General features: G+C 69.5%; 22 protein-coding genes and 1 tRNA gene. 8 read left to right on the top strand and 15 right to left on the bottom strand.

The genetic code is table 11. From position 1 onward, the window contains the following. Positions 1-92: 92 nt before the first annotated feature. Both ACTVZP_RS00410 and ACTVZP_RS00405 read left to right on the top strand, forming a co-directional pair. A complete protein-coding gene (locus ACTVZP_RS00410) occupies positions 93-1,613 on the top strand; it encodes an inorganic phosphate transporter (RefSeq protein ID WP_443210087.1) in 1,521 nt (506 codons plus the stop codon). Between the two features lie 124 nt (positions 1,614-1,737). Then, entirely contained in the window at positions 1,738-2,523 is a 786-nt protein-coding gene (locus ACTVZP_RS00405) for an inositol monophosphatase family protein (protein WP_443210086.1), read from the top strand. A gap of 150 nt (positions 2,524-2,673) precedes the next feature. Here the strand turns inward: ACTVZP_RS00405 and ACTVZP_RS00400 are convergent, their stop codons facing one another. From ACTVZP_RS00400 to putA, 3 genes are all read right to left on the bottom strand, one after another. After that, the gene (locus ACTVZP_RS00400) at positions 2,674-3,030 is read right to left on the bottom strand and encodes a GFA family protein (protein ID WP_443210085.1); all 357 of its coding nucleotides are present in this window, start codon (positions 3,028-3,030) and stop codon (positions 2,674-2,676) included. Continuing rightward, a complete protein-coding gene (locus ACTVZP_RS00395) occupies positions 3,027-3,767 on the bottom strand; it encodes a rhomboid family intramembrane serine protease (RefSeq protein WP_443210084.1) in 741 nt (246 codons plus the stop codon). Before ACTVZP_RS00395 ends, ACTVZP_RS00400 begins: the two co-directional genes overlap by 4 nt. Before the next feature lie 214 nt (positions 3,768-3,981). Then, on the bottom strand, positions 3,982-7,425 hold the full coding sequence (gene putA / locus ACTVZP_RS00390; RefSeq protein WP_443210083.1) for a bifunctional proline dehydrogenase/L-glutamate gamma-semialdehyde dehydrogenase PutA: 3,444 nt from the start codon (positions 7,423-7,425) through the stop codon (positions 3,982-3,984). Positions 7,426-7,535: 110 nt separating this feature from the next. Between putA and ACTVZP_RS00385 the strand changes: the two genes are divergently transcribed. Then, positions 7,536-7,991, top strand: a complete 456-nt coding sequence (locus tag ACTVZP_RS00385; RefSeq protein WP_443210885.1) for an Lrp/AsnC family transcriptional regulator — start codon at positions 7,536-7,538, stop codon at positions 7,989-7,991. 58 nt (positions 7,992-8,049) lie between these two features. Here ACTVZP_RS00385 and ACTVZP_RS00380 read toward each other — a convergent pair whose 3' ends face one another. The 3 genes from ACTVZP_RS00380 to ACTVZP_RS00370 form a co-directional block, all read right to left on the bottom strand. Beyond that, positions 8,050-8,265, bottom strand: coding sequence for a hypothetical protein (locus ACTVZP_RS00380; protein ID WP_443210082.1), 216 nt, complete (start codon positions 8,263-8,265; stop codon positions 8,050-8,052). Between the two features lie 305 nt (positions 8,266-8,570). Further along, positions 8,571-8,645 (bottom strand) — tRNA-Glu (locus ACTVZP_RS00375). Between the two features lie 53 nt (positions 8,646-8,698). Continuing rightward, a complete protein-coding gene (locus tag ACTVZP_RS00370) occupies positions 8,699-9,502 on the bottom strand; it encodes a lytic murein transglycosylase (RefSeq protein ID WP_443210081.1) in 804 nt (267 codons plus the stop codon). A gap of 1 nt (position 9,503) precedes the next feature. Between ACTVZP_RS00370 and ACTVZP_RS00365 the strand changes: the two genes are divergently transcribed. The 5 genes from ACTVZP_RS00365 to ACTVZP_RS00345 all read left to right on the top strand — a co-directional run bounded on the left by ACTVZP_RS00365 (position 9,504) and on the right by ACTVZP_RS00345 (position 14,093). Then, on the top strand, positions 9,504-10,559 hold the full coding sequence (locus ACTVZP_RS00365; protein ID WP_443210080.1) for a phosphatase PAP2 family protein: 1,056 nt from the start codon (positions 9,504-9,506) through the stop codon (positions 10,557-10,559). 378 nt (positions 10,560-10,937) lie between these two features. After that, a complete protein-coding gene (locus ACTVZP_RS00360; RefSeq protein ID WP_443210079.1) occupies positions 10,938-11,744 on the top strand; it encodes a UDP-2,3-diacylglucosamine diphosphatase in 807 nt (268 codons plus the stop codon). After that, positions 11,744-12,835: a ceramide glucosyltransferase gene (locus tag ACTVZP_RS00355; RefSeq protein ID WP_443210077.1), complete on the top strand. Its 1,092-nt coding sequence runs from the start codon at positions 11,744-11,746 to the stop codon at positions 12,833-12,835. The genes ACTVZP_RS00360 and ACTVZP_RS00355 overlap by 1 nt, the downstream gene beginning before the upstream one ends. Next, the gene (locus tag ACTVZP_RS00350; RefSeq protein ID WP_443210076.1) at positions 12,832-13,383 is read left to right on the top strand and encodes a DedA family protein; all 552 of its coding nucleotides are present in this window, start codon (positions 12,832-12,834) and stop codon (positions 13,381-13,383) included. The genes ACTVZP_RS00355 and ACTVZP_RS00350 overlap by 4 nt, the downstream gene beginning before the upstream one ends. Continuing rightward, positions 13,380-14,093 carry a glycosyltransferase family 2 protein gene (locus ACTVZP_RS00345; protein ID WP_443210075.1) on the top strand — a complete coding sequence of 238 codons (714 nt, stop codon included), beginning with the start codon at positions 13,380-13,382 and terminating at the stop codon, positions 14,091-14,093. Before ACTVZP_RS00350 ends, ACTVZP_RS00345 begins: the two co-directional genes overlap by 4 nt. A 14-nt stretch (positions 14,094-14,107) precedes the next feature. Here the strand turns inward: ACTVZP_RS00345 and ACTVZP_RS00340 are convergent, their stop codons facing one another. The 9 genes from ACTVZP_RS00340 to ACTVZP_RS00300 form a co-directional block, all read right to left on the bottom strand. Then, entirely contained in the window at positions 14,108-14,827 is a 720-nt protein-coding gene (locus ACTVZP_RS00340; RefSeq protein WP_443210074.1) for an alanyl-tRNA editing protein, read from the bottom strand. Next, complete coding sequence (locus ACTVZP_RS00335; protein ID WP_443210073.1) at positions 14,827-17,370, bottom strand: DUF3772 domain-containing protein; 2,544 nt, start codon at positions 17,368-17,370, stop codon at positions 14,827-14,829. Before ACTVZP_RS00335 ends, ACTVZP_RS00340 begins: the two co-directional genes overlap by 1 nt. Positions 17,371-17,374: 4 nt before the next feature. After that, positions 17,375-18,409, bottom strand: coding sequence for a cysteine synthase A (locus tag ACTVZP_RS00330; protein WP_443210072.1), 1,035 nt, complete (start codon positions 18,407-18,409; stop codon positions 17,375-17,377). Between the two features lie 378 nt (positions 18,410-18,787). Beyond that, positions 18,788-19,909: a tellurite resistance ADP-ribose pyrophosphatase TrgB gene (trgB, locus tag ACTVZP_RS00325; protein WP_443210071.1), complete on the bottom strand. Its 1,122-nt coding sequence runs from the start codon at positions 19,907-19,909 to the stop codon at positions 18,788-18,790. Beyond that, positions 19,885-20,325, bottom strand: coding sequence for a TrgA family protein (locus ACTVZP_RS00320; RefSeq protein WP_443210070.1), 441 nt, complete (start codon positions 20,323-20,325; stop codon positions 19,885-19,887). Before ACTVZP_RS00320 ends, trgB begins: the two co-directional genes overlap by 25 nt. Before the next feature lie 26 nt (positions 20,326-20,351). Then, positions 20,352-21,563: a class I SAM-dependent methyltransferase gene (locus ACTVZP_RS00315; RefSeq protein ID WP_443210069.1), complete on the bottom strand. Its 1,212-nt coding sequence runs from the start codon at positions 21,561-21,563 to the stop codon at positions 20,352-20,354. A 36-nt stretch (positions 21,564-21,599) separates the two neighbouring features. Beyond that, positions 21,600-23,012: a cryptochrome/photolyase family protein gene (locus tag ACTVZP_RS00310; protein ID WP_443210068.1), complete on the bottom strand. Its 1,413-nt coding sequence runs from the start codon at positions 23,010-23,012 to the stop codon at positions 21,600-21,602. A 169-nt stretch (positions 23,013-23,181) separates the two neighbouring features. After that, entirely contained in the window at positions 23,182-24,414 is a 1,233-nt protein-coding gene (locus ACTVZP_RS00305; protein WP_443210067.1) for an aminotransferase class V-fold PLP-dependent enzyme, read from the bottom strand. A 231-nt stretch (positions 24,415-24,645) separates the two neighbouring features. After that, positions 24,646-25,635: an MDR family oxidoreductase gene (locus ACTVZP_RS00300; protein ID WP_443210066.1), complete on the bottom strand. Its 990-nt coding sequence runs from the start codon at positions 25,633-25,635 to the stop codon at positions 24,646-24,648. Positions 25,636-25,830: the final 195 nt, after the last annotated feature.

Genomic DNA, 25,830 nt, shown 5'->3' with positions numbered 1-25,830 from the left:
CGCCGGAGACTGGTCCTCCGGTCGGAATCGGATTGCCCGAAGGGCGCAGAGAGGCTACCTCCGCCGCGCGAAGGTTTAATGACAGGCCAGGAATGACCCTCCCACCGATCCGACCTGCCGGAACGACGGCATCGCCCGACGAAGCGCGTCCCTCGATCAACCAGTGGAAGACCCTCGATAAGGACCTCAAACGGATCGTCCAGCTCGAGCAGGCCGGGCAGTTCGTCGGCCGTCCGCTGCTCTCGCTCGGGGTGGCGCTCGTCTTCATCGTGCTGGCGGGCGTCGCCGCCTCGGTCATCGTGGGCGGCACGCCGAACGCGCTGGTCATCGTCGCGGCCGCGGCCTTCGGTGCCTACATGGCGCTGAACATCGGCGCGAACGACGTGGCCAACAACATGGGTCCGGCCGTGGGCGCCAATGCGCTGACGATGACCGGCGCCCTGGCCATCGCCGCCGTCTTCGAGACGGCAGGCGCCCTCATCGCGGGCGGGGACGTGGTCAGCACGATCTCGGGCGGGATCGTGGATCCGGCCTCGGTCGCGGAGGCGGGGATCTTCGTCTGGGCCATGATGGCCGCGCTGATCGCGGCCGCCGTCTGGCTGAACGTGGCGACCGCGATAGGCGCGCCGGTCTCGACCACCCATTCCATCGTGGGCGGCGTCATGGGCGCGGGCATCGCGGCCGCGGGCATGGCGGCGGTGAACTGGCCGGTCATGGGCCAGATCGCGGCCAGCTGGGTGATCTCGCCCGTGCTGGGCGGCGTCTTCGCAGCCCTTTTCCTCGCCTTCATCAAGCACAGGCTGATCGACGCCGCGGACAAGATCGCCGCCGCCCGCTTCTGGGTGCCGCTGCTGATCGGAGTGATGGCGGCCGCCTTCTCGGCCTATCTGGCGCTGAAGGGCCTGCGCAAGGTCATGGATGTCGATCTTCCGACAGCCCTGCTGATCGGTCTCGGCACGGGCCTCGTCACGGTCTTCCTCACCCGTCCGCTGGTGCGGCGCCAGTCCGAGGGGCTGGAGAACCGGAAGAAGTCGCTGAAGAAGCTCTTCGGCCTGCCTCTGGTGGTCTCCGCGGCCCTTCTCTCCTTCGCGCATGGCGCGAACGACGTGGCCAATGCGGTGGGCCCGCTCGCGGCGATCGTGCATGTCGTCTCGGCCGGCGACATGGCCGCCAAGGTCGCGATCCCGCTCTGGGTCATGATCATCGGTGCGGGCGGCATCTCCTTCGGCCTCGTGCTGTTCGGGCCGAAGCTGATCCGCATGGTCGGATCCGAGATCACCAAGCTGAACCCGATGCGCGCCTATTGCGTGGCGCTGTCGGCGGCGATCACGGTCATCGTGGCATCGGCTCTGGGCCTGCCGGTCTCGTCCACCCACATCGCCGTGGGCGGCATCTTCGGCGTGGGCTTCTACCGCGAATGGCAGGCCGAGCGCCGCAGCCGCGCCCTCGGCCTGATCAAGGGCAAGCCCTTGCCGCCCGAGGAACGCAAGCGCCGCAAGCTCGTCCGCCGCGCACATTTCCTGACGATCGGGGCGGCCTGGGTCGTGACCGTGCCCGCGACCGCCCTGCTGTCGGCGGCGATCTTCCTCGCGCTTCACAGCCTCGGCAACTGAGGCACGGCGCACCCGCGACCGCGCGGCAGCCCCCCGCACCGCGGGCGAGGGGCTGCGTTCCTCCCTTCCCTTCCGCGGCGACGGGCCTTATAGCAGCGCCCTTGAACGGATGGAGCCCGGACGGATGCAAGGCAGCGCGAACCTCAACCTGATGATCAAGGCCGCCCGCAAGGCAGGCCGCTCGCTCGTGAAGGACTTTCGCGAGGTCGAGAACCTTCAGGTTTCGGCCAAGGGACCGGGCGACTTCGTCTCGAAGGCCGACCGAGAGGCCGAGCGGATCATCCGCGAGGAACTGATGGGCGCCCGCCCGACCTACGGCTGGCTCGGCGAGGAGACCGGCGAGACGGCCGGACAGGACCCGACCCGGCGCTGGATCGTCGATCCGCTGGACGGCACGACCAACTACCTCCACGGCCTGCCGCACTGGGCGGTGTCGATCGCCCTCGAACACAAGGGCGAGATCGTCGCGGGCGTGATCTTCGACGCCGCCAAGGACGAGATGTTCTGGGCCGAGAAGGGCGCCGGCGCCTGGATGAACGAGAGCCGCCTGCGTGTCTCGGGCCGGCGCAACATGATCGAGGCGATCTTCGCCACCGGCGTGCCCTTCGGCGGCCGCCCCACCCTGCCCGCGACGCTGCAGGATCTGGCCCGGCTCATGCCCACCTGCGCGGGCGTGCGGCGCTGGGGCTCGGCGGCGCTCGACCTCGCCTATGTGGCGGGCGGTCGATACGACGGCTACTGGGAGCGCGGGGTGAGCGCCTGGGACGTGGCGGCGGGCGTTGTTCTCGTGCGCGAAGCGGGCGGCCTAATCTCGGGCATCCGCGAAGGCCAGAACCCGATCGACGGCTCGCTCATCTGCGGCAACCAGAACCTGTTCGAGCCCTTCCGCAAGATCATCCGCGGCGAGTGAGCCGCCCGCGGTCCCGAGGGAACTTCCGCTTCGACCGGACCATCCGGCGGTCCGGCACCGCGGCCACGCAGCCTTCAGGCGCACGACGATCGGGACTGCCTCCGCCTGGCAAGGCAACAGTCGCGCTGGCGCTTGCGGCGTCCCCTTCCATCAGCGGTCCGAAGGGTGGTTCACCCCGTCCGTCCACGGCACCTCGCCCAGCTCACGCGGGTTGACGCCTTCGAGGATCGCCGCATTCACACCATACTCCTCGGGGTTCGAGCGGCGCTGGTGGTGGGTGTAGATCCCGCAGGTCCGGCAGAACCAGTGCCTCGCCGTCTTCGTGCCCCACTGATAGAGCGTGAGGTTCTCCGCCCCGCGCACGACCCGCAGGTCGCCGAGCCGGGCCGTCACCGCGACAGCGCCGCGCCTCCGGCAGAAGGAGCAGTCGCAGCGACGCGCGTCCGCAAGTCCGTGGAGCAGTTCCACCTCGATCTCGACCGCGCCGCAATGGCAGGTGCCCCTCATCGCCGCCTCCGCACGAGGGGGACATTCGAGCGCGGCAGCGTCGCCTCGGGATGCGGCGGCAGGCCGTGGGTGCGCCGCCAGAAGGCCGGCCCGCCGCGCGCGATCCACACCGGCATCGTCAGCAGCAGGCCCGCGGCGAAGCCGCCGATATGGGCCCAGTAGGCCACGCCGCCCTGGTCCGTCGGCACCGCGACGCCCGAGAAGACCTGGAAGGCGAACCAGAAGCCGAGAAGGATGAAGGCCGGCACCGGGATGATACGGAAGAAGATGATGATGATGATCAGCACATCGACCTTCGCCCGGGGAAAGAGCAGCAGGTAACCGCCCATCACCCCCGCAATGGCCCCCGAGGCGCCGACCATCGGGATCCACGAGAAGGGATCCGCCACGACCTGCGCCGCCGCGGCGGCGAAGCCCGAGAGAAGGTAGAAGCCCGAGAAGCCCCAGTGCCCCATCACATCCTCGAGATTGTCCCCGTAGATATAGAGGAAGAGCATGTTCCCCAGCAGATGCGCCCATCCGCCATGCAGGAACATCGAGGTGAGGATGCCCTCGTAGCCCGTCCCCTGAAGCAGTTCGGCAGGCACCAGCCCCCATTCGAAGAAGGCCGCCTCCAACGCCACGGTCGAGGTCGAGCCGTAATGCATCACGAGGAAGATCAGGACGTTCGCCACGATCAGCGCATAGGTGACATAGGGCGTGCGGCCCGAGGGATTGTGGTCGCGGATCGGGAACATGGCGCAGCGTTTCCCATCCTCGGCGCGCCGTCAAGCGCCGAGGGGAGGTCGCGCCTGCCGGACGCTGGCAGAGCGGAAGGATAAGGCCGCTTCGGGCCGGGATGGGTGTCCCTCATGCCGGGTTCGCGGCGTACGCAGTAATGGGTCCGGCCCAGGCGCCAACCCGCGGCTCGTCAGCTCGCAGCGATGGGGGCAAAACGGCGGGTCACGGGCCTCAGGCCGGACCCGAGGCCGCCGCCAGCAGTTCGGCATTGCCGCCCGACGCGGTGGTGTCGATGCAGACGTGACGCTCGACCGCCACATGGGCCTCGTCGGGCATGCCAGCGATCAGCGGCAGGATCGGCCCCTCACGCCCCGCCAGCGCCAGCGCATGCGGCCTTGCGGCCTCGGCCCCGCCGCAGTGCAGGACGCCCGAGAAGCCCTCGAGGCGGGCCAGCGCCCCGGGCGGCAGGCCCGGCGCCTCGACCGCAAGCCCACCCAGCGCCCGTACCGCCTCGGCCTGCGCCGAGGCGTCCGCGGCGGAGGGGCCGAGGCAGAGGAGCGGCGCACGGCAGAAGAGCGACAGCCGGTTCGACTCGCCCGTGGGGCCCGGCATCGCGCGCGTGCCGAGCGGCGCGCCCACCCTGCCCGCAAGGCCGCGGAGCGCGGCTTGCACCCTGTCCTCGCCGGCTGCCATCGCGGCCTGCCCGGCATCGGCAACCTTTGCCGGGCGCCGGCAGAGGCGCGCCAGATAGGCCGGTCCGCCCGCCTTCGGACCGGTGCCCGAGAGCCCCTCGCCGCCGAAGGGCTGGCTGCCCACGACTGCGCCGATCTGGTTGCGGTTGACGTAGATGTTGCCGACCCGCAGCCCCGCGACCACGGCCTGCACTCGGTCATCGATGCGCGAATGCAGCCCGAAGGTCAGCCCGTAGCCGGTCGCATCGATCTCGGCGATCACCCGGTCGAGATCCGCCGCCCGGAAGGTCGCCACATGCAGCACGGGCCCGAAGATCTCGCGCTCCATCTCGGCGATCGACCCCACACGGAGGACGGTCGGGCCGACAAAGGTGCCCTCTGCCGGAGACGGCAGTTCCTTCAGGACCCGCCCCTCGGCGCGCGCGGCCTCGATCCAGTCCCGGATGCCCGCCTGCGCCTCGGCATCGATCACCGGGCCGATGTCGGTCGCCAGTTCCCAGGGATCGCCCGGCTGCAGCTCGTCCATCGCGCCGAAGAGCATCTCGAGCACGCCCTCGGCCACGTCCTCCTGCAGGTAAAGACAGCGCAGCGCCGAACAGCGCTGACCCGCCGACTGGAAGGCCGAGGCGAGGATGTCGCGCACCGCCTGTTCGGGCAGGGCCGTCGAATCGACGATCATCGCGTTCAGCCCGCCGGTCTCGGCGATCAGCGGCGCGGCGGGATCGAGATGTTCGGCCATCGACCGGCGGATCGCCAGCGCCGTCCCGGTCGAGCCGGTGAAGACAACGCCCGCGATCCGCGCGTCCCGCGTCAGGGCCGCGCCGACCGTCTCGCCCGTCCCCGGCAGGAGTTGCAGCGCAGTCGCGGGAACGCCTGCGCGGTGCAGAAGCTCCACCGCCCGCGTCGCGATCAGCGGTGTCTGCTCGGCGGGCTTGGCAAGCACCGCATTGCCCGCCATCAGCGCGGCCGCGATCTGTCCGGTGAAGATCGCGAGCGGGAAGTTCCAGGGACTGATGCAGACCACCGTGCCGAGCGGCTCCGCCGCCAGCCGCTCGCCTTCGGCGGCATAGTAGCGCAGGAAATCGACCGCCTCGCGCAGCTCACCCACGGCATCCGGAAGGGTCTTGCCGGCCTCGCGTGCGAGCAGAGCGAAGATCGGGCCGAAGGACTCCTCGTAAAGATCGGCGGCCCGGCGCAGGACCGCGGCCCGGTCCTCGGGGCGGGCCTCCCACGGCACGGCATAATGCAGCGCCGTCTCGACATCCGGCAGGCTCGCCGGGATCACGTTGCCGACGCGCGCGCCGGTGGCGGGGTTGCTCACCTGCGCCCGCTGTCCGCCCGCGAGCGAGCCCGCCAACAGTGGCCGCGCATCGAAGAGCGCGGTGCGATGCGGTGCGCGCGCGGCCTCGATCAGCGCGAGATCGGACGGGGATGCGAGGTCGAAACCGCGCGAGTTGCGCCTTGCGCCGAAGAGTTCGAGCCCCGTCCGCAGCACCGGGTTGCGCGCCGGCACCAGCGCCTCCATCGCCGTCAGCGGGCAGGCGGCCACCGTCTCGGGGCTCACACCCTCATCCACGATCTGGTTCACGAAGCTCGAATTGGCGCCATTCTCCAGCAGCCGCCGCACGAGATAGGCGAGGAGATCCCGGTGTGCGCCCACGGGCGCATAGATCCGGCAGCGCGTCTTCTCTTCGGTCAGCACGAGGTCATGCAGGCGTTCGCCCATGCCGTGCAGGCGCTGGAACTCGAAAGGACGCCCGCCGGCCATCTCGAGGATGGCGGCCACCGTGTGGGCATTGTGCGTGGCGAACTGCGGATAGATCCGGTCCGACATGGCAAAGAGCTTGCGCGCCTGGGCGATGTAGCTCACGTCGGTCGCCTGCTTGCGGGTGAAGACCGGAAAATCCGCGAGCCCCAGCACCTGCGCCCGCTTCACCTCGCCGTCCCAGTAGGCGCCCTTCACCAACCGCACCATGAGCCGGCGATCGAGTCGCGCGGCCATGCCGTAGAGGCGGTCGAGCACCTCGCCCGCGCGCCGGCCGTAGGCCTGGACCACCACGCCGAACCCGTCCCAGCCCGCGAGCGACGGCTCGGCCAGCGCCGCCTCGATCACGTCGAGCGAGAGGTCGAGCCGCTCGGCTTCCTCGGCGTCGATGTTGAAGCCGAGACCCGCGGCCTTCGCGAGCCCTGCCAGCGCCGTCACGCGCGGGACAAGCTCGGCCATCACGCGGGTGCGCTTGGCGACCTCGTAACGGGGATGCAGCGCCGAGAGCTTGACCGAGATCCCCGGATTGTCGCGGATGTCCCGGCTCTTCGCCGCCGCGGCGATGGCCGTGATCGCGCGGGAATAGGCGAGATGGTAGCGGCGGGCATCGGCCTCGGTGCGGGCCGCCTCGCCCAGCATGTCGTAGCTGTAGGTATAGCCGCGCTCCTCCAGTTCCGCCGCGCGGTCCATCGCGGTCTCGATCGTCTCGCCGAGGACGAACTGGCGGCCCATCTCCTTCATCGCGCGGGCGACCGCCTTGCGGATGACCGGCTCGCCCATCCGCCGCACGAGGCCGCGCAGGTGCCCCGCCACGCCTGGTTCGCGGTCGTCGAGCACCTTGCCCGTCAGCATCAGCGCCCAGGTCGAGGCGTTCACGAGGCTCGAGGCCGAGCGGCCCAGATGCCGGTTCCAGTCCGAGGGCGCGATCTTGTCCTCGATCAGCGCGTCCATCGTCCCCGCATCCGGCACTCGCAGCAGCGCTTCGGCCAGGCACATGAGCGCGATCCCCTCTTCGGTGGACAGACCGTATTCAGCGAGGAACCCCTCCATCAGCCCCGGCCGCGAGCCCTTCCGGATGCGGCGCACCAGATCGGCGCCTCGGGCGCTGATACGGGCGCGCGCCTCTGGCGGAAGGTCGGCCTGCTCGATCAGTCGGGCGACGAGGCCCGCCTCGTCGAGATCCTGGGAGAGGGTCGGCTGGGGGATGGCGGCGAGCATGGACGCGAACTCCTGTTTCGCCTAGATTACCGTGCAAGCTGAAGCCGTTCGTCCCGATTATCGCGGATCGGCAGCCGGATCGGCCGAAGATGAAGCAGGAGGCAGGCCAGATGGCGCTGGAACTCGACCGGTTCGATCAGGCGATCCTGCGGGTGCTCGCCGCCGATGGCCGCGTCAGCGCAACCGAACTCGCGCGGCGGATCGGGCTTACCAAATCGCCGACCCAGGCGCGGATGAAGCGGCTCGAGGCGGCGGGCGTGATCACCGGCTACGGCGCGCGCCTCGACCCGATCCGCATGGGCCTCGCCCATGTGGCCTTCGTGGAGGTGAAGCTCTCGGACACCCGCGAGAGCGCGCTGCAGGCCTTCAACCGTGCGGTCCTTGCCGTGCCCGAGGTCGAGGAGTGCCACATGATCGCAAGCCGCTTCGACTACCTGCTGAAGGTCCGCACCGCCGACATCCAGGACTACCGCCGCGTGCTGGGCGAAAAGCTCTCGACGCTGCCCTATGTGGCGTCGACCTCGACCCATGTGGCGATGGAATCGGTCAAGGAGTCCCACGGCTGAGGAAGGCGCCTGCCGTGGGTGGCGTTCGCCGGTCGGCGGTAGCGCCCGCGGGCTCCGGTCAGAGCGCGCCTTCGCTTCCCGTATAGGTGACCTCGGCCACCTCGCCCTGGTTCGAGGACAGGCAGCGCCAAGGCGCCTCTGCCCCCGCGACACTCGCGAGCACTTCCGTATTAGCCTCGGAGAAGAGGTAGCTGAAGATCGCCACATCCGAGACGGGACGGCGGTTCGTGCGCGCGATGGCGGCGCGGCAGGCCGTGTAGGCCGGACTTGCCATGTCCGCAGCCGTCGGCGGGAAAGTGGCAGGGGCGGTTGCCGGTTCCTCGGCTGCGGTGCAGGCAGAAAGAGTCGCGGCAATGAAAACGGTCAGGACTGGAATCGGTCGCATAAGATCATCCTCCGCTGAGCTTCGGGATCAGCCTAGCAGCGGAAAGGCCCGGAGCCATGAGGAATGCGAATTTCCCGGGCGAACTGGTGCGACGACGCCTCTTGCCGGAGACGCGCGAGCGCCCCTGAGGCCGCCTGCCCGCAAGGGCGCGGCCGAAGCAGCGGCGCGCAAGATGCAAGGAAGAAAGGGAAAAGTGGCAGCCCGTAGGGGAGTCGAACCCCTCTTCCCAGGTTGAAAACCTGGTGTCCTAACCGATAGACGAACGGGCCATCCGGACGAGGCGGTGTCTAGGCGACTCGCTGGCCGGGTGCAAGAGGCAAAATCACCGATCGATCTGCTGACCCATGATGGCAATGGCTTGCTGGTAGACGCCCGCGGCATTCCATTCGCGGATCACGGCATGGTTCGGCTCGCCCGGCTGGTAGCCGAGCCCCGGCCGCCATCCCTTCTGCGCAAGGAAGTTCGCCGTCGAGGCCATCGCATCGGTCAGGTTCGTCAGATCCACCCGGCCGTCGCCGTTGCCGTCCACGCCATAGGCCAGCGCGTTGCCCGGCAGGAACTGGGTGTGGCCCAATTCGCCATGCTTGGCACCGACCGAGGCGGTGCTGATCGAGCCCCGATCAACGAGCACCAGCGCCGCCAGCAGGTGCGGCGTGAAGAAATCGCTCCGCCGGCAGTCATAGGCCAGCGTCGCGATGGCGGAGACGACGTTCGTGTCCCCCATGAAGTTGCCGAAGCCCGTCTCCATCCCGTGGATCGCGAGTAGTATGCCTGCGGGCACACCATAGCGCTGCTCGAGGGCGGCGTAGAAGTCCGGGTTCTTCGCCTTCCGCGACCTGCCCTGCCGGATGATCGTATCCGAGCCGCGCACCTGCATGAACTTCTCGAGACTGTACTTGAAGCTCTTCTGGTTGCGGTCGGCGGCAATGGTACGCGAGGAGTAGGACGTTCCCATCAGCGCCGCGATGCCTTGGCGCCCCACGCCTGCCGCTGCGGCCTCCTGCGCCATCTGAGGCTTCCAGCTCTCGTAGGCGGCGCCGGTATTGCTGCAGGGGGCCGCCGCCACCGGCCCTGCCAGAAGGCCGGCAATCAGGGCAAGGGCAGCGGGGCGAAGGCGAGAAATCATCATGCAATTCCTTGTTGAAGAACGGGCTGACTGTATGCCACGCGCGTGCCCGCGCAAGAGGATGTTACGCCTTCCGCACGATAAGTTGTCGCCTTTCGATCGCTCCCTGCCTCCGGGGCCGGAGCGCGATTGCGGCCGCTCGGGAGGGTGGAAGATTCGCCCGCCTTCTGGCGGCCGTGGCCGGATTTCCGAACAGTCTTACGCCTGCCGAGGGATGTTCATGAGCAACATCCTGCCCTTTCGGGGCCGGTCGCCGCGCAAGACCGCGGGCCTAATAAGGAAATTTCTTGACGTTTTTGTGACACTTCTGTCTTCTTTTCCGACCCATTTATTACTCAGGATTGTCATGGTGCTCGGCACGATTGTCTCGCTCGATCTCCAGATTTCGCTGTTCATCAACAGCTTCGTCGGGGACCTGCCTTCCGTCGACCAGTTGCTGCACATCATTGAACGCAACAGCCTGTTCAAGGGCGTCTTTTCCATGATGCTCTTCTGGAGCCTGTGGTTCGCTGTCAGCAAGAGGGTGGAAGAGACCCGCGCCCGGCTGCTCGCGACCCTGGCCGTTTCGGTTCTGGCGGTCTTCGTGGGACGAGTGCTGGCTGTGATGCTGCCCTATCGTCCCCGACCAATCCATGACCCCGAGCTGGGCTTCGTGCTCCACGGAGGCCTGACCCACGAAACCCTTGACGGCTGGAGTTCGATGCCGAGCGACCACGCCGTGCTCTACTTCGCCCTGGCGACGGGGATCTTCCTCGCGCACCGCGCGGCAGGCGTGGTGGCGCTCGTCCACGCCATCTTCATCATCTGCCTGCCCCGCGTGTTCTTCGGGCTGCACTATGCGGCCGATATCGCCGTCGGCGCCGTCATCGGCATCCTGATCGCGGTGGCTCTCGTCCCATGGCTCGCCCGGCAACTGCAGCGCCACGACATTCCCACTTATGCCGCGACACATGGCGGGCTCTTCTATCCGGCGGTCTTCTTCATCACGTGGCAGGTGGCTTCGATGTTCGGCCCCGTTCGGGACCTGCTGCGCGATCTTGCCGCGATGCTGGCCTGACCTGAGCCAGAGACGGAGCACCTCGGACGGCCTCAGCCTTCTCCTGGCCGCGCGCGACCTCCTGCCGCAGGCCGTCCTGTTCCGCCACCACACGCTCCTGCGGAACCTCCGGACAGGCCGCGCAAACGCCCCGCGGACCGGCCTTGAGGCCCTTGCCAGCCATGCGAAGACCCACGGTCGGCGGCGAAAGGCCGATGCGCTTCTTCGACGCGATCCATCGGCGACCGCCGTGCTGCAGAACCGGATGGCCGGCGGGCGCTCGCTGCGTCGCAGAACTGAAAAGCGACGGTCACAAAACCGTATGGTCGCCGTGCCATAGCGCAGTCAGCCGGTATCGGTGCCGGTCGCCGCCCGTGCCATCAGTCGAAGGACGCGCCCATGGACATGACCCTCCTGCCGCCGCCGCGCCGTCACCGCAGCCTCTTCCTGTCCGACCTTCACCTCGGCTCGCGCGGATGCCGTGCCGACCGCATCCTCGCCTTCCTGCGCGAGCATACGGCACCCGAGATCTTCCTCGTGGGCGACATCCTCGACCTCTGGCACCCGCCTTTCCCGCACTGGACACCCAGCCACGACGCCATCCTCGCGCTGCTCCTGAAACGCGTGCAGGAGGGGGCGCGGATCCACTACCTCACCGGAAACCACGACGCGGCGATGCGCGTCTATCTCGGCGAACACTTCCAGCGCATCACCGTCGCGCAGGAGACCGTTCACGAGGCGGCCGACGGGCGGCGCTACCTCGTCACCCATGGCGACGCCTGCGACCCGCGCATCCTGCGCTTTCACTTCATGACCCGGCTCGGCAGCCGGCTCGACTGGATGCTGCGCAACCTCGACGAGCGTCTGAAGCGCATGCGCCGCACCGCCGACCACGAGCGGCGGAGCCTGATCGAGGCGCTGCTCAAGGGCGTCGATGCGGCCATGGCCTTCGGCACGGCCTACGAGGCGCGCCTCGTGGCGCGCGCCCGCCGCGCCGGCTGCGACGGGGTGATCTGCGGCCATTTCCACAAGGCGGCGCTGCACGAGAACCATGGGCTCGTCTACGCCAACTGCGGCGACTGGGTGGACAGCTTCACCGCGCTGGCCGAAGATGCGTCGGGGCGCCTCGCCCTCGTTCAGGCGAGCCCCGCCCCGGAGTCCGCCAGCGGCTTCGCCCGCGCCTTCCCCCTCCCGGCAGAGGCATGATGTCCCTTACCATTGCAGCCTGTTCGCTCCTCTCGCTTCACCTTTCGGCCGCCGCCCTCGCCGCCTCGCACGGACGCCGCCGCACCCCCGATCCCGGCCGCGAACTCCCCTTCGTCTGCCTGCTGCGCCCGGTCTGCGGGCAGGACCGGTTCGACCGCGAGACGCTGGGCTCGAGCTTCGGCCTCGACTGGCCGGACTACGAGATCGTCTTCTGCGCCGCACGTGAAGAGGATGCCGCCGTGCCGCTGGTGCGCGAGCTGATCCGGCTCCATCCCGGCGCCCGTGCGCGCCTGCTGATCGGAGAGGAACGGATCACGGCGAACCCCAAGCTCAACAACCTCGCCAAGGGATGGTCGGGCACCTCCGCGCGGATGATCGCCATCGCGGACGCCAACCTGATGCTGCCGCGCGATTACCTCCGGCAGCTCGCGGCCGAATGGCGGCCGGGCGTGGCGCTCGTCTCCTCGCCGCCGGCAGGCGGCCGCGCGGAAGGGATCTGGGGCGCGCTCGAGGCGGGCTTCCTGAACGGGCTTCAGGGCCGCTGGCAACTGGCAGCGGCGCGGGTGGGCCTCGGCTTTGCGCAGGGCAAGACGATGTTCCTCGACCGCGCGCTCCTCGACGAACGGGGAGGGCTCGCGGCGCTCGGCACCGAACTGGCCGAGGACGTGGCCGCGACGCGCCTCGTGCGGGCGGCCGGCGGCAAGGTGCGGCTGGTGCCGCGGCCCTTTACCCAGCCGATCGGCCACCGCCGCCTGCGCGACGTCTGGGCCCGGCAGCTCCGCTGGTCGCGTATCCGGCGGCAGGGCTTTCCCGGCCTCTTCGCGCTCGAGCCGCTGCTCTCGCCCGTGCTGCCCCTTCTGATGCTGGTGCTGTCCGCACCGCTGCTCGCCCTGCCCTTCCTCGCGCTCTGGTATGGCGGCGAGGCGGCGCTCTGCCGCGCGATGGGCTGGCCGCACGGACGGCGGGATCTTGCGGCGTGGGTGCTGCGCGACGTGATGCTGCCGGTGCTCTGGGCCGCGACCTTCGCCCGCTCCGGCTTCGAATGGCGCGGCACGGCCATGGCGCCCGCAACCGACGGGCCTGCGGCATGATCGAGGCCGGCGCGGCGCTCTCGCTGATCGCGGCGCACGGGATCGCGCTGGTGGCCCCGCTGGCACTGATCGAGGGGCCGGTGATCACCGTCATCGCGGCCTGGCTTGCCCAGCGGGACCTGCTCGACATCCGGGCCGTGCTGGTGGTGGTGGTCGCGGCGGACCTTCTGGGGGACGCGCTCGTGTACGCCGCAGGGCGGAGCGGCGGGCACCGGGTCGCACGCCTGCTCCGCATCCGCGAGGAGAGCGTCGAGTCCATGTCCCACCGACTGCGCAACAACGCCGGGCGGCTCCTGATCGGGGCGAAGCTCACCCATGCGGCAGGAGCGGCGGTTCTCTTCGCCGCGGGCGCGGCGCGGGTGCCCTTCGGCTGGTTCATGCTTTGCAACACGGTGGCGACCGTGCCGAAGAGCCTCGCCTTCGTCGCGCTCGGCTGGTGGGCGGGCGAAAGCTACGACCGGATCGGCGCCTGGATCCTGCCGGTCTCGCTGGGGCTGATCCTGCTCGCAACGGGCGCCGTCTTCCTGCTGCGGAGGCGTTGCTCATGAGCCGGGTCCGCGTCGGCTGCCTGATCCCGGCCTACAACGAGGCCGCCCGCATCGGGCGCGTGCTGGCGGTCGCGGCGGGTCATCCGCTGATCGACCGGGTGCTGGTGGTGGACGACGGCTCGACCGATGGCACGGCAGAGGTGGCGCGCGCGGCCGGGGCCGCCGTCCTCGCGATGCCGCGGAACGGGGGCAAGACCGCGGCGGTGGCGGCGGGGATCGAGGCGCTCGACTGCGACTGGCTGCTGATGCTCGACAGCGACCTCGAGGGACTTGACCGCGAGGCGCTGAGCGCATTGCTCCTGCCCGTCCTGCGTGGCGAGGCCAAGGTCTCGATCAGCCTCCGGGGCAACGCGCCGCTCGTCTGGCGTCTGATCGGGCTCGACTACATCTCGGGCGAACGCGTGCTTCCGCGCGCGCAACTGGCCCCGAGAACGGAAGCGCTGCGCGCCCTGCCGCGGTTCGGGATCGAGGTGTTCCTGAACCGCATCTGGATCGCCGAGCAAAGCAGGCTCGCAATCGTCCCCTGGCCCAGGGTGTCGAGCCCTTCCAAGGCGCGCAAGCGGGGACTGCTGCGGGGTCTTCTCGCCGATCTGGCGATGCTGGCCGACATCTTCCGAACGATCCCGGCGACCGAGGCGGCCCGCCAGATCCTCGCGCTCCGCCGTCAGTCGGGCCGGCCCGCGCGCCGGCTGGAGCGCCGGCCGGCCTGACCCGAGCGCAGCCTTCAGTCGGCGAGCGCGATGGTTACGCGGCGGTTCTGGCGGCCCTTCTTCTCGATCTTGCCGATCACCACGCGGCCGATCTCGCCCGTCCGGGCGACATGGGTTCCGCCGCAGGGTTGCAGGTCCACCTGTTCGCGACCGTCTCCGATCCGCACCAGACGCACGCGGCCCTGACCGGTGGGCGGCATCACGGACATGGTCTTGACGATCGACGGATCGGCCAGAAGCTCGTCGTCGGTAATCCAGTCCTCGGTCACCGGCAGGTCACGCCCGATCAGCGCGTTCAGTGCCTCTTCCAGCGCCGTCACGTCCGTCGGCGGTTCCGGCATGTCGAAATCGAGGCGGCCCCGCTCTGCCCCGATCTGGCCGCCGGTGACCGGCAGCGGGATCACGACCGAGAGGAGGTGAAGCGCTGTATGCACCCGCATGTGCCGGTAGCGCCGCTCCCAGTCGAGGGACAGGCGCACCTCCGCGCCCTCGGGCGGCAGCGCGGCGGCCTCGGCCGGGACGAGGGCGATCTGCCCGCCGTCGGCCTTGACCGCGGTCGCGATGGCAATGCGCCCGCCCTCCCAGTCGAGAAAGCCGCTGTCGCCCGGCTGCCCGCCCCCGGTCGCATAGAAGATCGAGCGGTCCACAAGGATGCCGCCCTCGGCCGTCCGGCCGGTGACGCGCGCCTCCGTCTCGCGGAGATAGGGATCGGTGCGAAACAGCGGCTCGGTCATCAGCGGTGGCTCCCCATGGTTGCCGGCACCCCGGGCGCCTGGGCATCGGGCTCGCCGTCGCCGTCGCCGGGGTCGTCCTCTTCCTCGTTGCGATGGGTGTCCACCGCATCCGTGCCCTTCGGCACATTGTCCTTCTGCGGCACAGCCCCCGGAGCCTTCTCGGCCAGAAGGGCTGCCAGTTCGGCCTCGTCGAGGCCATTGTCCACCGGCGCCGCCGGCCAGACCTCGCGCGGGATGTGGGTCATGCCGATGCCTTCTTCGGCGAAGCGCTTCGCGATCATGTGGTTGATGTCCGAGCGCACCGACAGCGAGAAGTTCACGTCGCGCAGGATCACCCGGATCTCGAAGCTCAGGAATTCCTGCGTGAAGCCCATGAAGATGATCGAGGGCGGCGGGTTCAGGATCGCAAGCGGCTGCGCCTCGGCGATCTCGCGCAGCACACGCTCGACCTTGCGGGTGTCGCTGCCATAGGCCACGCCCACCGGCACGATCAGGCGGCCGGTCATGTTGTAGCGCGTCCAGTTCGTCACCTGGCCCGCGACGAGATCCTGGTTCGGCACGATCACGTCGGTGCGGTCGAAGGTCTGGATCCGCGTTGAGCGGACCGAAATCGACTTCACCGTGCCCTGCACGCCACCCACTTCGATCCAGTCGCCCTCCGAGACGGGGCGCTCGATCAGCAGGATGATGCCCGAGACGAAGTTGCCGACGATGTTCTGCAGGCCGAAACCGATCCCGACCGAGAGGGCGCCCGCGACGATGGCGAGGTTCGAGAGGTCGAGGCCCGCCGTCTTCACCGCGACCAGCGCCGCGATGATGATGCCGAGGTAGCCCACCCCCGAGACGACCGCGTTCCGCCCGCCCTGGTCGAGCCGCGTCTTGGGCAGGACCTGGCTTCTGAGAGCGCCCTGCAGCAGGCGGGTGATCCCGTAGCCGATGGCGAAAACGATGACGAGGAGCAGGAAGCTCGTGGGCGAGATGCGGGTCGAGCCGACCTGGAAGCCCTCGCGGAACCGGGCCCAGATCTCGGTCAGATCGGCCACACGCGCCCCCCAGACGAGCGCGAGCAGCGGCACCATCGCCAGCGCAAGCAGGAAGCCGATGAGCACCGGCAGCAGCGCGTCGCGGCCGCCCTCCTCGTTCCCGGTGGCGAGCCCGTAGAGATCCACCACCAGCGTCTGCAGCACGAAGAGCACACCCACGAGGCCGAGCGTGATGCCGGCCGGGTAGACGAGCGCGGTGGCGGCGGCGATGTAGCCCGGGGCCGCGAGCAGCGGGCTGATCACGCCGATGGCGATCGCGCCACGGCCGAGCAGGTCGATCACGCTGTTGCGGAAGCTGGTCGGCTCGTCGGCGCCGAGATCGTTGCGCACGCTCGCCAGCATCAGTTGCCCGATGCGGAAGAGCAGCAGCCCCGCCAGGACGATCAGCGGGAAGGCATAGACCGAGGTTGCCTCCTCGCCCACCCGCGCAGGTGGCAGCGCCACGCCGCGCAGCGCGTCCAGCGCCAGCACCACGCCGAACATGGCGGTGTGGAAGCGGCCTTCTCGGCGGCGATCCTCCGACAGGTTCAGGGGCGAGGTCTGCAGGCCGTTCTTGGGGAAGACGCGCCCGGCGAGCCATCCGGCGGCATAGAGGATGAAGCCCACGGCGGGCAGCGCCTCGATCACCAGCGACGTCCGGGGCCCCGCCATGCCCGACAGGGTGATCGCGTGGCTGACCGCCACCACCCCCGCAAGAGGCGCCGCGATCTGCCCGAACGAGACGAGGAGCGAGGCGACCTTGCGCCCGCGCGCCGAGGCCTGCTCCTGCAGGGTCTGGGTCAGCCGCTCCATCAGAACCCGCCCGCGGGCGATGAGCAGGAGGCCGATGGCCAGAAGTCCCACGATGGCGGGCAGGTTGTCCCGCACCGTGGCCTTCGCCGCATCGCTGTCGAGGCGCGCCGAGCCCTCGTTCCACAGGTCGAGCGTAAGGTCGGTGATCTCGCCCGCCGCATCCGGCCAGTTGGCGGGGTTGAGCGGCATGGGCCAGGCCCTCAACAGCTCCTGCGTCTGGCGCTCGCGCACAACACGGTCGATCTCGCGGATCAGGCCGTCCGCCCGCTGGTAGGCTTCCTCGGCCGAGACGACGGGCGCCCGGAGCTCGGCCAGCTGTCCGCTCAGCTCCTTGCGCCGCTGGGCGATGTCGTCGGGCTCGGTTGCACCCTCGGCGGGCGCCGGTCCGAGCGCGTCGATCTGGCCACGGACCGAGGCGATGCGGCTGGCGTTGATGCCCTGCGCGCCGAGGAAGGTGTCGCGCCACTCCACGAGATAGCCGCGCATCGCCTCGTAGGAGGCGCTGTCGGTCTCGCGGTCCTCGATCTCGCGTTCGGCCCGGCTCGCGGTCTTTTCCCATTGCTTGTAGTCGGGCGGCGCGAGTTCGTCGGTCGTCGCGGCCGGACCGAGGGAGGCCTGCGCGAGCGCCACCCCATCCGCAACCTGAAGGGCGGCGTAGGCGAGAAGCGCCCGCAGCAGCCAGAGCCGAACCGCTTGCAAGGGGGTCATCGCGTCAGAAATCCTCGAAGACCGCGGGAATCGCAGGCGCTGCCTCGTCGAGCCATTTCGGCACGGGCAGGCCCTTGTCGCGCAGGAACCACGGATTGAAGAGCTTGGACTGGTAGCGGTTGCCGTAGTCGCAGAGCACGGTGACGATCCGGTGGCCGGGTCCCATCTCGCGCGCCATGCGGATCGCGCCCGCAATGTTGATGCCCGACGAGCCGCCGAGGCAAAGCCCTTCTTCCTGAAGCAGATCGAAGATGATCGGCAGCGCCTCGGCATCGGGGATCCGGTAGCTGAAGTCGGGGGCCAGCCCCTCGAGGTTGGCCGTGATCCGGCCCTGCCCGATCCCTTCGGTGATCGAGCTTCCGGGGGCCTCGAAGGTGCCCTCGGTATAGAAGCTGTGCAGCGCCGCGCCCTCGGGATCGGCGAGCCCGATCTTCACGCCCTTCGGCTGCAGCACCTGGGCCACGCCCGCGAGTGTCCCGCCAGAGCCCACCGCGCAGATGAAGCCGTCCACCTTTCCGCCGGTCTGTTCCCAGATCTCGGGCCCCGTGGTCTCGACATGGGCCAGACGGTTGGCGGTGTTGTCGAACTGGTTGGCCCAGATCGCACCGTTCGACTCCGTCTTGGCGAGAAGCTCGGCGAGGCGGCCGGAGTAGCGCACGTAGTTGTTCGGATTGCGATAGGGTGCCGCCGGGACCTGCACGAGCTGCGCCCCCGCAAGCCGCAGCATGTCCTTCTTTTCCTGGCTCTGGGTCTCGGGGATGACGATGACCGTGCGGAACCCCATCGAGGCGCCGACCAGCGCGAGCCCGATGCCGGTATTGCCGGCCGTGCCCTCGACGATCGTGCCTCCGGGCTGGAGCAGGCCCTTCTCGACCGCATCGCGGATGATGTAGAGCGCCGCGCGATCCTTCACCGATTGGCCAGGATTGAGGAACTCGCATTTGCCGAGGATCTCGCAGCCCGTGAGTTCCGACGCCTTGCGCAGACGGATGAGGGGAGTGTTGCCGATCGTGTCGGCAAGGTCGCGGTGAATGCGCATGCGGGCCGTCCTTTTCTGAGGCCCCCTGTGTAGGAGGCAGGTTGGCGGAACTCAAGCATCCGGGCCTTCACGGCTCCGGGTGTTCAGCGGCTTTCAGCCCGGTGCGTGGCATGCGACTGGCCCCTGCGCAAACTGCCGCCGCCCGCAGCGCAAGGGGTGGCGAGGCCGGATCTCGTCTTTGGGCAGCTGGCCCGAGGTTCGCAAGACTTTCCATCCGCGGAAAAGGATCCCGCCCGGTGCCGGTGGATCGACGGGCTGCCGCGGACCCGGCTGCGGCATCGGCAGGCGCACCGGCCTCCGCCTCCGATCGCGTCGCGACGTCGTGGCCTTCAGAGCGAGGCCCCCGCCGCAGGGCAGCGGCACCCGGACGGTCAGCCCTCAGCGGTTCTCGGCCTGCAGACGCGCCCGTTCGCGCTCGAGCCAGAGGGCCGTCAGCAGCAGCGGGCCGTTGCAGATCTCGCCGGTGCGGACGAGGTCCATCATCTCGTCGAAGTCCACGAGATGCCCGCGGATGTCCTCGGCCTCGCCTTCCATTCCGAAGACGCCCTCGATCCCGTCGGGAAGATCGGCCAGCGCCACGTAGGAATACAGATATTCCGCCTTGGCCGCGGGCGTCGGATAATAGGAGGCCACGGGCAGAAGCGCACCGAGCGCGAGCCCGGCCTCTTCCACGGCCTCGCGCCGAGCCGACATCTCGGGTGTCTCGCCGGGGTCGATGCGGCCCGCGATGGGCTCGAGCAGCCAGGGCTGACCGTCGCCGCGGCCGAAGGGTCCGGGGCGGAACTGCTCGATCAGCAGGACGCGGTCCCGGCGGGGGTCGTAGGGCAGCACGGTGACCGCATCGCCCGAGACGAAGACCGCACGGTTCACCGTCGGGCTCATGCCGCCCTTGAAGCTGCGGAAGGACAGATCGTATTCCTCGACCGCGAAGAAATTGGCGTAGGGCTGTCTGCGGCTCACGACGGACACGTCCGAGGCCGAGGCCGCGTGACGCCTCCGGGCAGGCGCGGGCTCTGCCGCGCGCACCCGGCTCGCGCCCTGCACCAGCATCAGCCGGTAGCGAGGACGGACGCGCTCCACCGGCACCACAGGCCAGAGCGCCATCACATCGCCGGCCGTGGCCGCGACGATGGGTGCCCAGACGGCACTCCAGGCGGCCGGTTCATATGGCCCCGCCTCCGAGAGCGGCGCGGTGAAGACGAGCGTGGGCGCACCGTCCACGTCCAGCCTGACCGCCTCGTAGCCCGCTGCCGCCTGATGATAGGCGAGGCGCGAGGACGCCTCGGGCCCGAGGTCGAGCACCACGCCCTCGACCGAGCGCCCGAAGGCGGGAACCGGGGCCACCACCGCGCCGGCAGCCCTGAGTTCGTGATCCCCCAGCGTTGCAGGCACGCCGTCGGCCGCGGGCCGTCCCAGCACCGCATCGAGAATTCGGGCATCGGCCAGCGGCCCATAGAGGAAGACGCGCGTTCCGCTCATTTCCAGCGGCGCCCGGCCCATTCCGAGATGCTGCCCCCGATCAGGCCGCCCAGGAACAGCACCGCGAGGATTTCGGGCGTGGCCAGCAGCTTCGCATGGTTCATCATCAGCGAGAACACCCCGAGCAGCGCCTCGATCGGCCCGTGATAGAGCATGCGGAGCGCGCGCAGGATCATGATGTAGACGGAATATCCGAGAAGAGCGACGAAGGCCGTCGTGACCACCGTGCGCACGCCGGTGCTCATCGCCGCGACATAGCCGCGCCCGGCCATCGCGCCCGAGATCATCCAGCCGCAGATCAGGCCCACGCCAGCCGCGGTCGGGCCGAAGACGGTGGTGGGCGTGCCCTGCGGCAACTGGCCGGCGAAGAGCCTTCCCCCGAGGAAACCCAGCGCGGCAAAGGCCAGCGCGGCAAAGAGCTTGGCGGCGGTCGGCATGCCCTGTCCTGCCCGATGGGGCCGTCTTACGCGGCCCGCGTTACCGTTATCTGCGTCACATCGCAGTTTCCGCCCTCGAACGATCCTGCGCAAGAGGTGAGGTAGAAGTTCCACATGCGGCGGAACCGCTCGTCGAAGCCCAGCGCCGCCACGCGTTCCCAGCGGTCGTTGAAGGTCTCGTGCCAGCGGCGCAGCGTCATCGAATAGCTCTCGCCGAAGTCGAGCGTATCGGTCACATGCAGCCCGGCCTTCGCGATCTCGACCCGGAGTGCGGTGGGAGAAGGCAGCATGCCGCCCGGAAAGATGTATTTCTGGATGAAGTCCACGCCCCTCCGGTAGACCTCCCAGCGTTTGTCCTGCACGGTGATGATCTGCAGCGTCGCGTTGCGACCGGGCTTCAGGCGCTCGCGCAGCGTCTCGAAATAGACCGGCCAGTATTTCTCGCCCACCGCCTCGAACATCTCGATCGAGGCGATGCCATCGAAGCTTCCGCGCTCGTCGCGGTAATCCTGCAGCCGGATCTCGACCCTGTCCGAGAGACCCGCCCGCCCGATGCGCGCAACGGCATAATCGTGCTGCGCCTGGCTGATGGTCAGGCCCGTGACCCGCAGCCCGCGCTCCTTCGCGGCATACTCGGCAAAGCCGCCCCAGCCGCAACCGATCTCGAGCACGTGGTCGCCGGGCTTCGCGCCGATCCGGTCCACCATGCTCGCGTATTTCGCGCGCTGCGCTTCCTCGAGGCTCTCCTGCCCGGTGCGGAAGAGGGCCGAGGAATAGGTCATGCTCTCGTCGAGCCAGAGGGAATAGAAGTCGTTGCCGAGGTCGTAATGGGCCGCGATGTTGCGCTTCGCCTGACGCCGCGAATTGCCCCGCAGCCAGTGCCGCAGATTCTCGTAGGCGCGCAGCAGCCGCTGAGCGGGAAAGCCGTCGTAGACGTCGTCGTTGTCGGCATGGATCAGGTCCATGAAGGCCTGCAGGTCCGGCGTGGACCATCCGCCGTCGATGTAGGCCTCGCAGAAGCCGAGATCGCCTTCGCGGATCAGCCGCGCGAAGAGGTCCGAGTCGTGGATGTCGAGTTCCGCGACCGGGCCCGGCCCTTCGCCTTCCACACGGAAGCGCCGGCCGTCGTCCAGAACGAAATCCAGTCTGCCGTGACGCAGACCCTGCATCACGTCGAACACCTGCGTGAAGTAGCGCGGCAGGTCGTGCTGCCCGCGCGTGCTGGTGAGTGCCGTCATTCGTTCCCTTCCTCGTCCGGCGCCTGGCGCGCCCGTTCAGCCGTTTCTCTGCCCATAGGCGGCCAGCGCCCGCTCCCGTCCCTCTGCCAGTCCCACGACGGGCCGAGGATAACACTGATCCGGCGCCAGCCCCCAGCCTTGCGGGACCGCCTCGAAGTAGGAAAGCGCGTCACGGCCCGGATTGCCTGACAGTTCGGCAACGAACCGGCTGCGATAGGCGCCGTCGGGATCGAACTTCTCCGCCTGCGTCTCGGGGTTGAAGATCCGGAAGTAGGGCGAGGCGTCCGGTCCCGAGCCTGCGACCCACTGCCAGCCCAGGGCGTTCGATGCCGGATCCCAGTCGATCAGGCAGTCCTCGAACCAGGCCTGCCCGACCCGCCAATGGGTCAGGAGATGCTTGGTGAGATAGCTGCCCGCGATCAGCCGCGCGCGGTTGTGCATGGTGCCGGTGACGAACAGCTCGCGCATGGCGGCGTCGACGAAGGGCTCGCCGGTCATGCCCTGCCGCCAGCGTTCCGCGTCCTTGTTGTCCCGACGCCAGGGGAAGGCGTCCCAGTCCTGCCGCCAGTTCCGGCTCGCGATCTCCGGCGTGTGATAGAGCAGGTGCCAGGCGAATTCGCGCCACACCAGTTCCTGCAGGAACTTCTCCGCCCCGGCCCGCCCCTCGGCGCGGGCGCGCAGGCCTGCATGCCAGACCGTGCGGGAAGAGATCTCGCCATAGGTCAGGTTCTCGGACAGGCCGGAGGTCACCGGTGCTGCAGGCCGGTCGCGCTCGTCCTTGTAGCGGTCGATCGCCTCGTCGAGGAACCGCGCGAGCCGGTCCGAGGCCGCCGCCTCGCCCACGACCGCATGCGGCACCACGACAGCGGCGCCCCGGTTCATCGCCCGGCCCAGATCCCAGTCCGCCAGCTTCTCCGACCGGGGCCAGGACCCGGCAACGCCCAGCGTCTTCGGCGCGGACAGGGCCGCGGCGACGGGACGATCCTTCACCGCCTTCCAGAACGGCGTGTAGACCCGGTAGAAGCCGCCCTGCCCTGTCTCGACCTCCCAGGGCTCGAAGATCGTGTGCCCGGCGTGGCTCTCCGCATCGATGCCGGCCTGCCGGAGCCCCGCCTTCACCCCCTCGTCGCGCTTGCGCCAGGAAGGCTCGCAGAGCCGCGACCAGTGCACGCCCGAGGCCCCCGTCTCGCCCGCCAGCGCGACCAGCACCTCGAGGGCCGGGCCCCGCCGGAGGATCAGCCGGCTGCCCGCCCGCTCCAGTGCCGCGGCGAAGGCCTCGATGCCCAGTCCGAGCCGCCATTTAGGGGCGGCGCCCAAGGCCTCGGTCTCCGGATCGAGGATGAAGACGGGAATGAGCGGACGCCCCGTCGCCGCAGCCTCGGCCAGCATCGGATTGTCGGCCAGCCGCAGGTCACGCCGGAACCACAGGATGAGGGGTGCCTCGGCCATCTTGCCCTTTCTTGTCTTGGCTGATCCTACGCACCGCCACGGCGTCCGGATCACCTTCTGCCATCAAGGTCTTTCATTCTCGCGAAAATATCCTCGGGGGGAGAGCGGCCGCAGGCCGATCCGGGGGGCAGAGGCCCCCCGTCCCCGGCATGACCTTCGCGCCAGAGCCTCAGAGCACCTCGTCGAGTGCAAGCATGAGTTGCGCCACCTCCGCCTCCGAGGTGTAGTGCACGAAGCTCACCCGCAGCACGCCGTTCTTCGGATCCACGCCCATCGCCTCGAGCGGGCGGACCGCATAGAAATCCCCGCCGCTGGCCATGATGCCATGGGCTGCAAGCGCCGCCGCTACCGGCTCTGCCGGCCTGTCGAGCGCGAGGGCCACGGTCGGCGCGCGGATGTCGGCCTGGCTTGGGCCGAGGAGGCGGAGGTCGTTGCGCCCTGCAAGCTGGTCGAGGAGCGGCCTGAGCAGCCGGATCTCGTGCTCGCGCATCAGCCGGTGCACCGCACGGCCGCGCTCGACCGGTGCGGCGCCGCCCGCGCCATGATGCGCGGCCAGCGCGTCGATGTAATCCGCAAGGCCCGCGCAGGCCGCCACCTGCGCGTGATCCGGCCCCGCCGGCGTGAAGCGCTTGCTGAGCGTGCCCGCGTTGAACCAGTGGCCCTGCGCCGGCAGAAGCTCGCCCAGCTCGCGCCGGATCAGCAGGATGCCCTGATGCGGGCCGTAGGTCTTGTAGGCGGAAAAGAGGTAGATGTCCGCGCCGAGGCTCGGCATGTCCGGCAGGCCGTGGGGCGCGTAGCTGACCCCGTCGACACAGGTGAAGGCGCCTGCCGCGCGGGCCACGGCGCAGATCTCGGCCACCGGATTGATCTCGCCCACCACGTTCGAGCAATGCGGAAAGCAGACGAGCCGCACCTGCCCGTCCTCGAGAAGCGGCGCGAGGGCCGCCGGATCGAGATGCCCCGTCGCCGGGTCGATCCGCCACTCGCGCAGTTCGATGCCCTCGTCGCCGAGCCGGCGCCAGACGCCGCTGTTCGCCTCGTGGTCCTGATCCGTCACCACGATCGCCCCGCCTTCGCGCGCAAGCCAGCGCCGCACCGCCTGCGCCAGGACGAAGGTGTTGGCCGAGGTCGAGGGGCCGAAGGACAGCTCGTCCTCGGCCACGCCCATCAGCGCGGCGAGCCGGCTCCGCGCCTCGTCCATCTCCGCCCCGGCCGCATGAGAGGCGGCATAGGGCGCATAGGGCTGCACCTTGCGCTGATGATAGAAGCGGGTCAGGCGGTCGATCACCGGCCGGCAGGTGTAGGACCCGCCGGCGTTCTCGAAGAAGGCCTGCCCGGCAAGCGCCGGTTCCGAAAGGGCCGGAAAGCAGGAGCGGACATAGTCGATGTCGAGGACGGTCATGGAAACTCCTGATCTGGCCGGGCGAGGCTAGCCAGCCGCCGAGTGCAACACAAGGCGGACCGCGCTTTCACCAGCCGGACGGCATCGACCTGCGGCAACCGCTCCGCGAAGTCGTCCCCCTCCGGCGCGACTCAGGCACTCTGCCGGGGCCACCGGTCCTGCACCCAGCCCATCAGGAGCGCCACGCCGGGGCTCGCAAGGCCCCGGCGACAGACGGGATTCTTGCCCGTCTCAGGCGTTCACATCCACGACCACGCGGCCCTGCACGCCGCCCTTCAGGATCGCCTCGCCCAGCGCGGGCAGATCCGCCAGACCCGCGGGCCGGATCATCGCCTCGAGCCGGTCCATCGGCAGATCCGAGGCGATCCGGCTCCACGCCCGCTCGCGATCGGCCATCGGGCGCATCACGCTGTCGATGCCGAGGAGGTTCACGCCGCGCAGGATGAAGGGAATGACGGTCGCGGGAAGGGCCGCGCCGCCCGCCAGTCCGACGGCGGCGACGGAGGCACCGTATTTCATCTGCCCGAGGATGCGGGCCAGCATCGCGCCTCCGACCGCATCGATGCAGCCGGCCCAGGTCTCTGTCTCGAGCGGCCGCTTCACCGTTTCGGCCAGATCTGCCCGCGGCACGATCCGCCGGGCGCCCAGCCCATGCAGGTAGTCCTCGCTCCCCGGCGTGCCGGTGACGGCGGCCACCTCGTAGCCTCCGGCAGACAGGAGCGCCGTCGCGACCGACCCCACGCCACCTGTGGCACCCGTCACCAGCACTTCGCCCTGCGCGGGCGCAAGCCCGTGGTCCTCGAGGGCCAGGATCGCGAGCATGGCCGTCAGCCCGGCGGTACCCACCGCCATGGCCGCGCGTGCCGACAGGCCATCCGGCAGCTTCACCAGCCAGTCGGCCTTCACCCGCGCTTTCGTCGCGTAGCCTCCCCATCGGATCTCGCCCACGCGCCAGCCGGTCAGCACCACCCGGTCCCCGGGTGCGAAGCGGGCATCCTCCGAAGCTTCCACCACGCCGGCGAAATCGATTCCCGGCACATGCGGCCAGACCTTCACGAGGCCGCCTCCCGACCCGAGGCAGAGCCCGTCCTTGTAGTTCAGGGTCGAATATTCCACGCGGACGGTCACGTTGCCTTCGGGCAGAAGCGACTCGTCGAGCTCCTGCACCGCGGCGCGCGTCTCGCCCGCCTCGTCCTTTTCCACCACAAGCGCACGGAACATGCTGCCTCCTTCCCGACCGAAACGGCGCAGGTTCGCCCGCAGGGGACAAGCCTGCGTGAGGTGACGCGCAGGGTGCTTGCCCTGCCGCGGCCCACCCCGCCAGACTGCAATAATCGCTTGAGCCGATACCAGCCCTATTCTAGCGTCCCTCCATCCGCCGGCCAGCCCGGGACCCGTCGCAGACCAATGTTCCAA

It is taken from the genome of Rhodobacter sp. NSM (genome assembly GCF_052244495.1).
In the GTDB taxonomy this organism is placed as follows: domain Bacteria; phylum Pseudomonadota; class Alphaproteobacteria; order Rhodobacterales; family Rhodobacteraceae; genus Cereibacter_A.
Note: the sequence above shows the minus strand (reverse complement) of the source record. Positions and strands in the feature narration are given on the sequence as shown.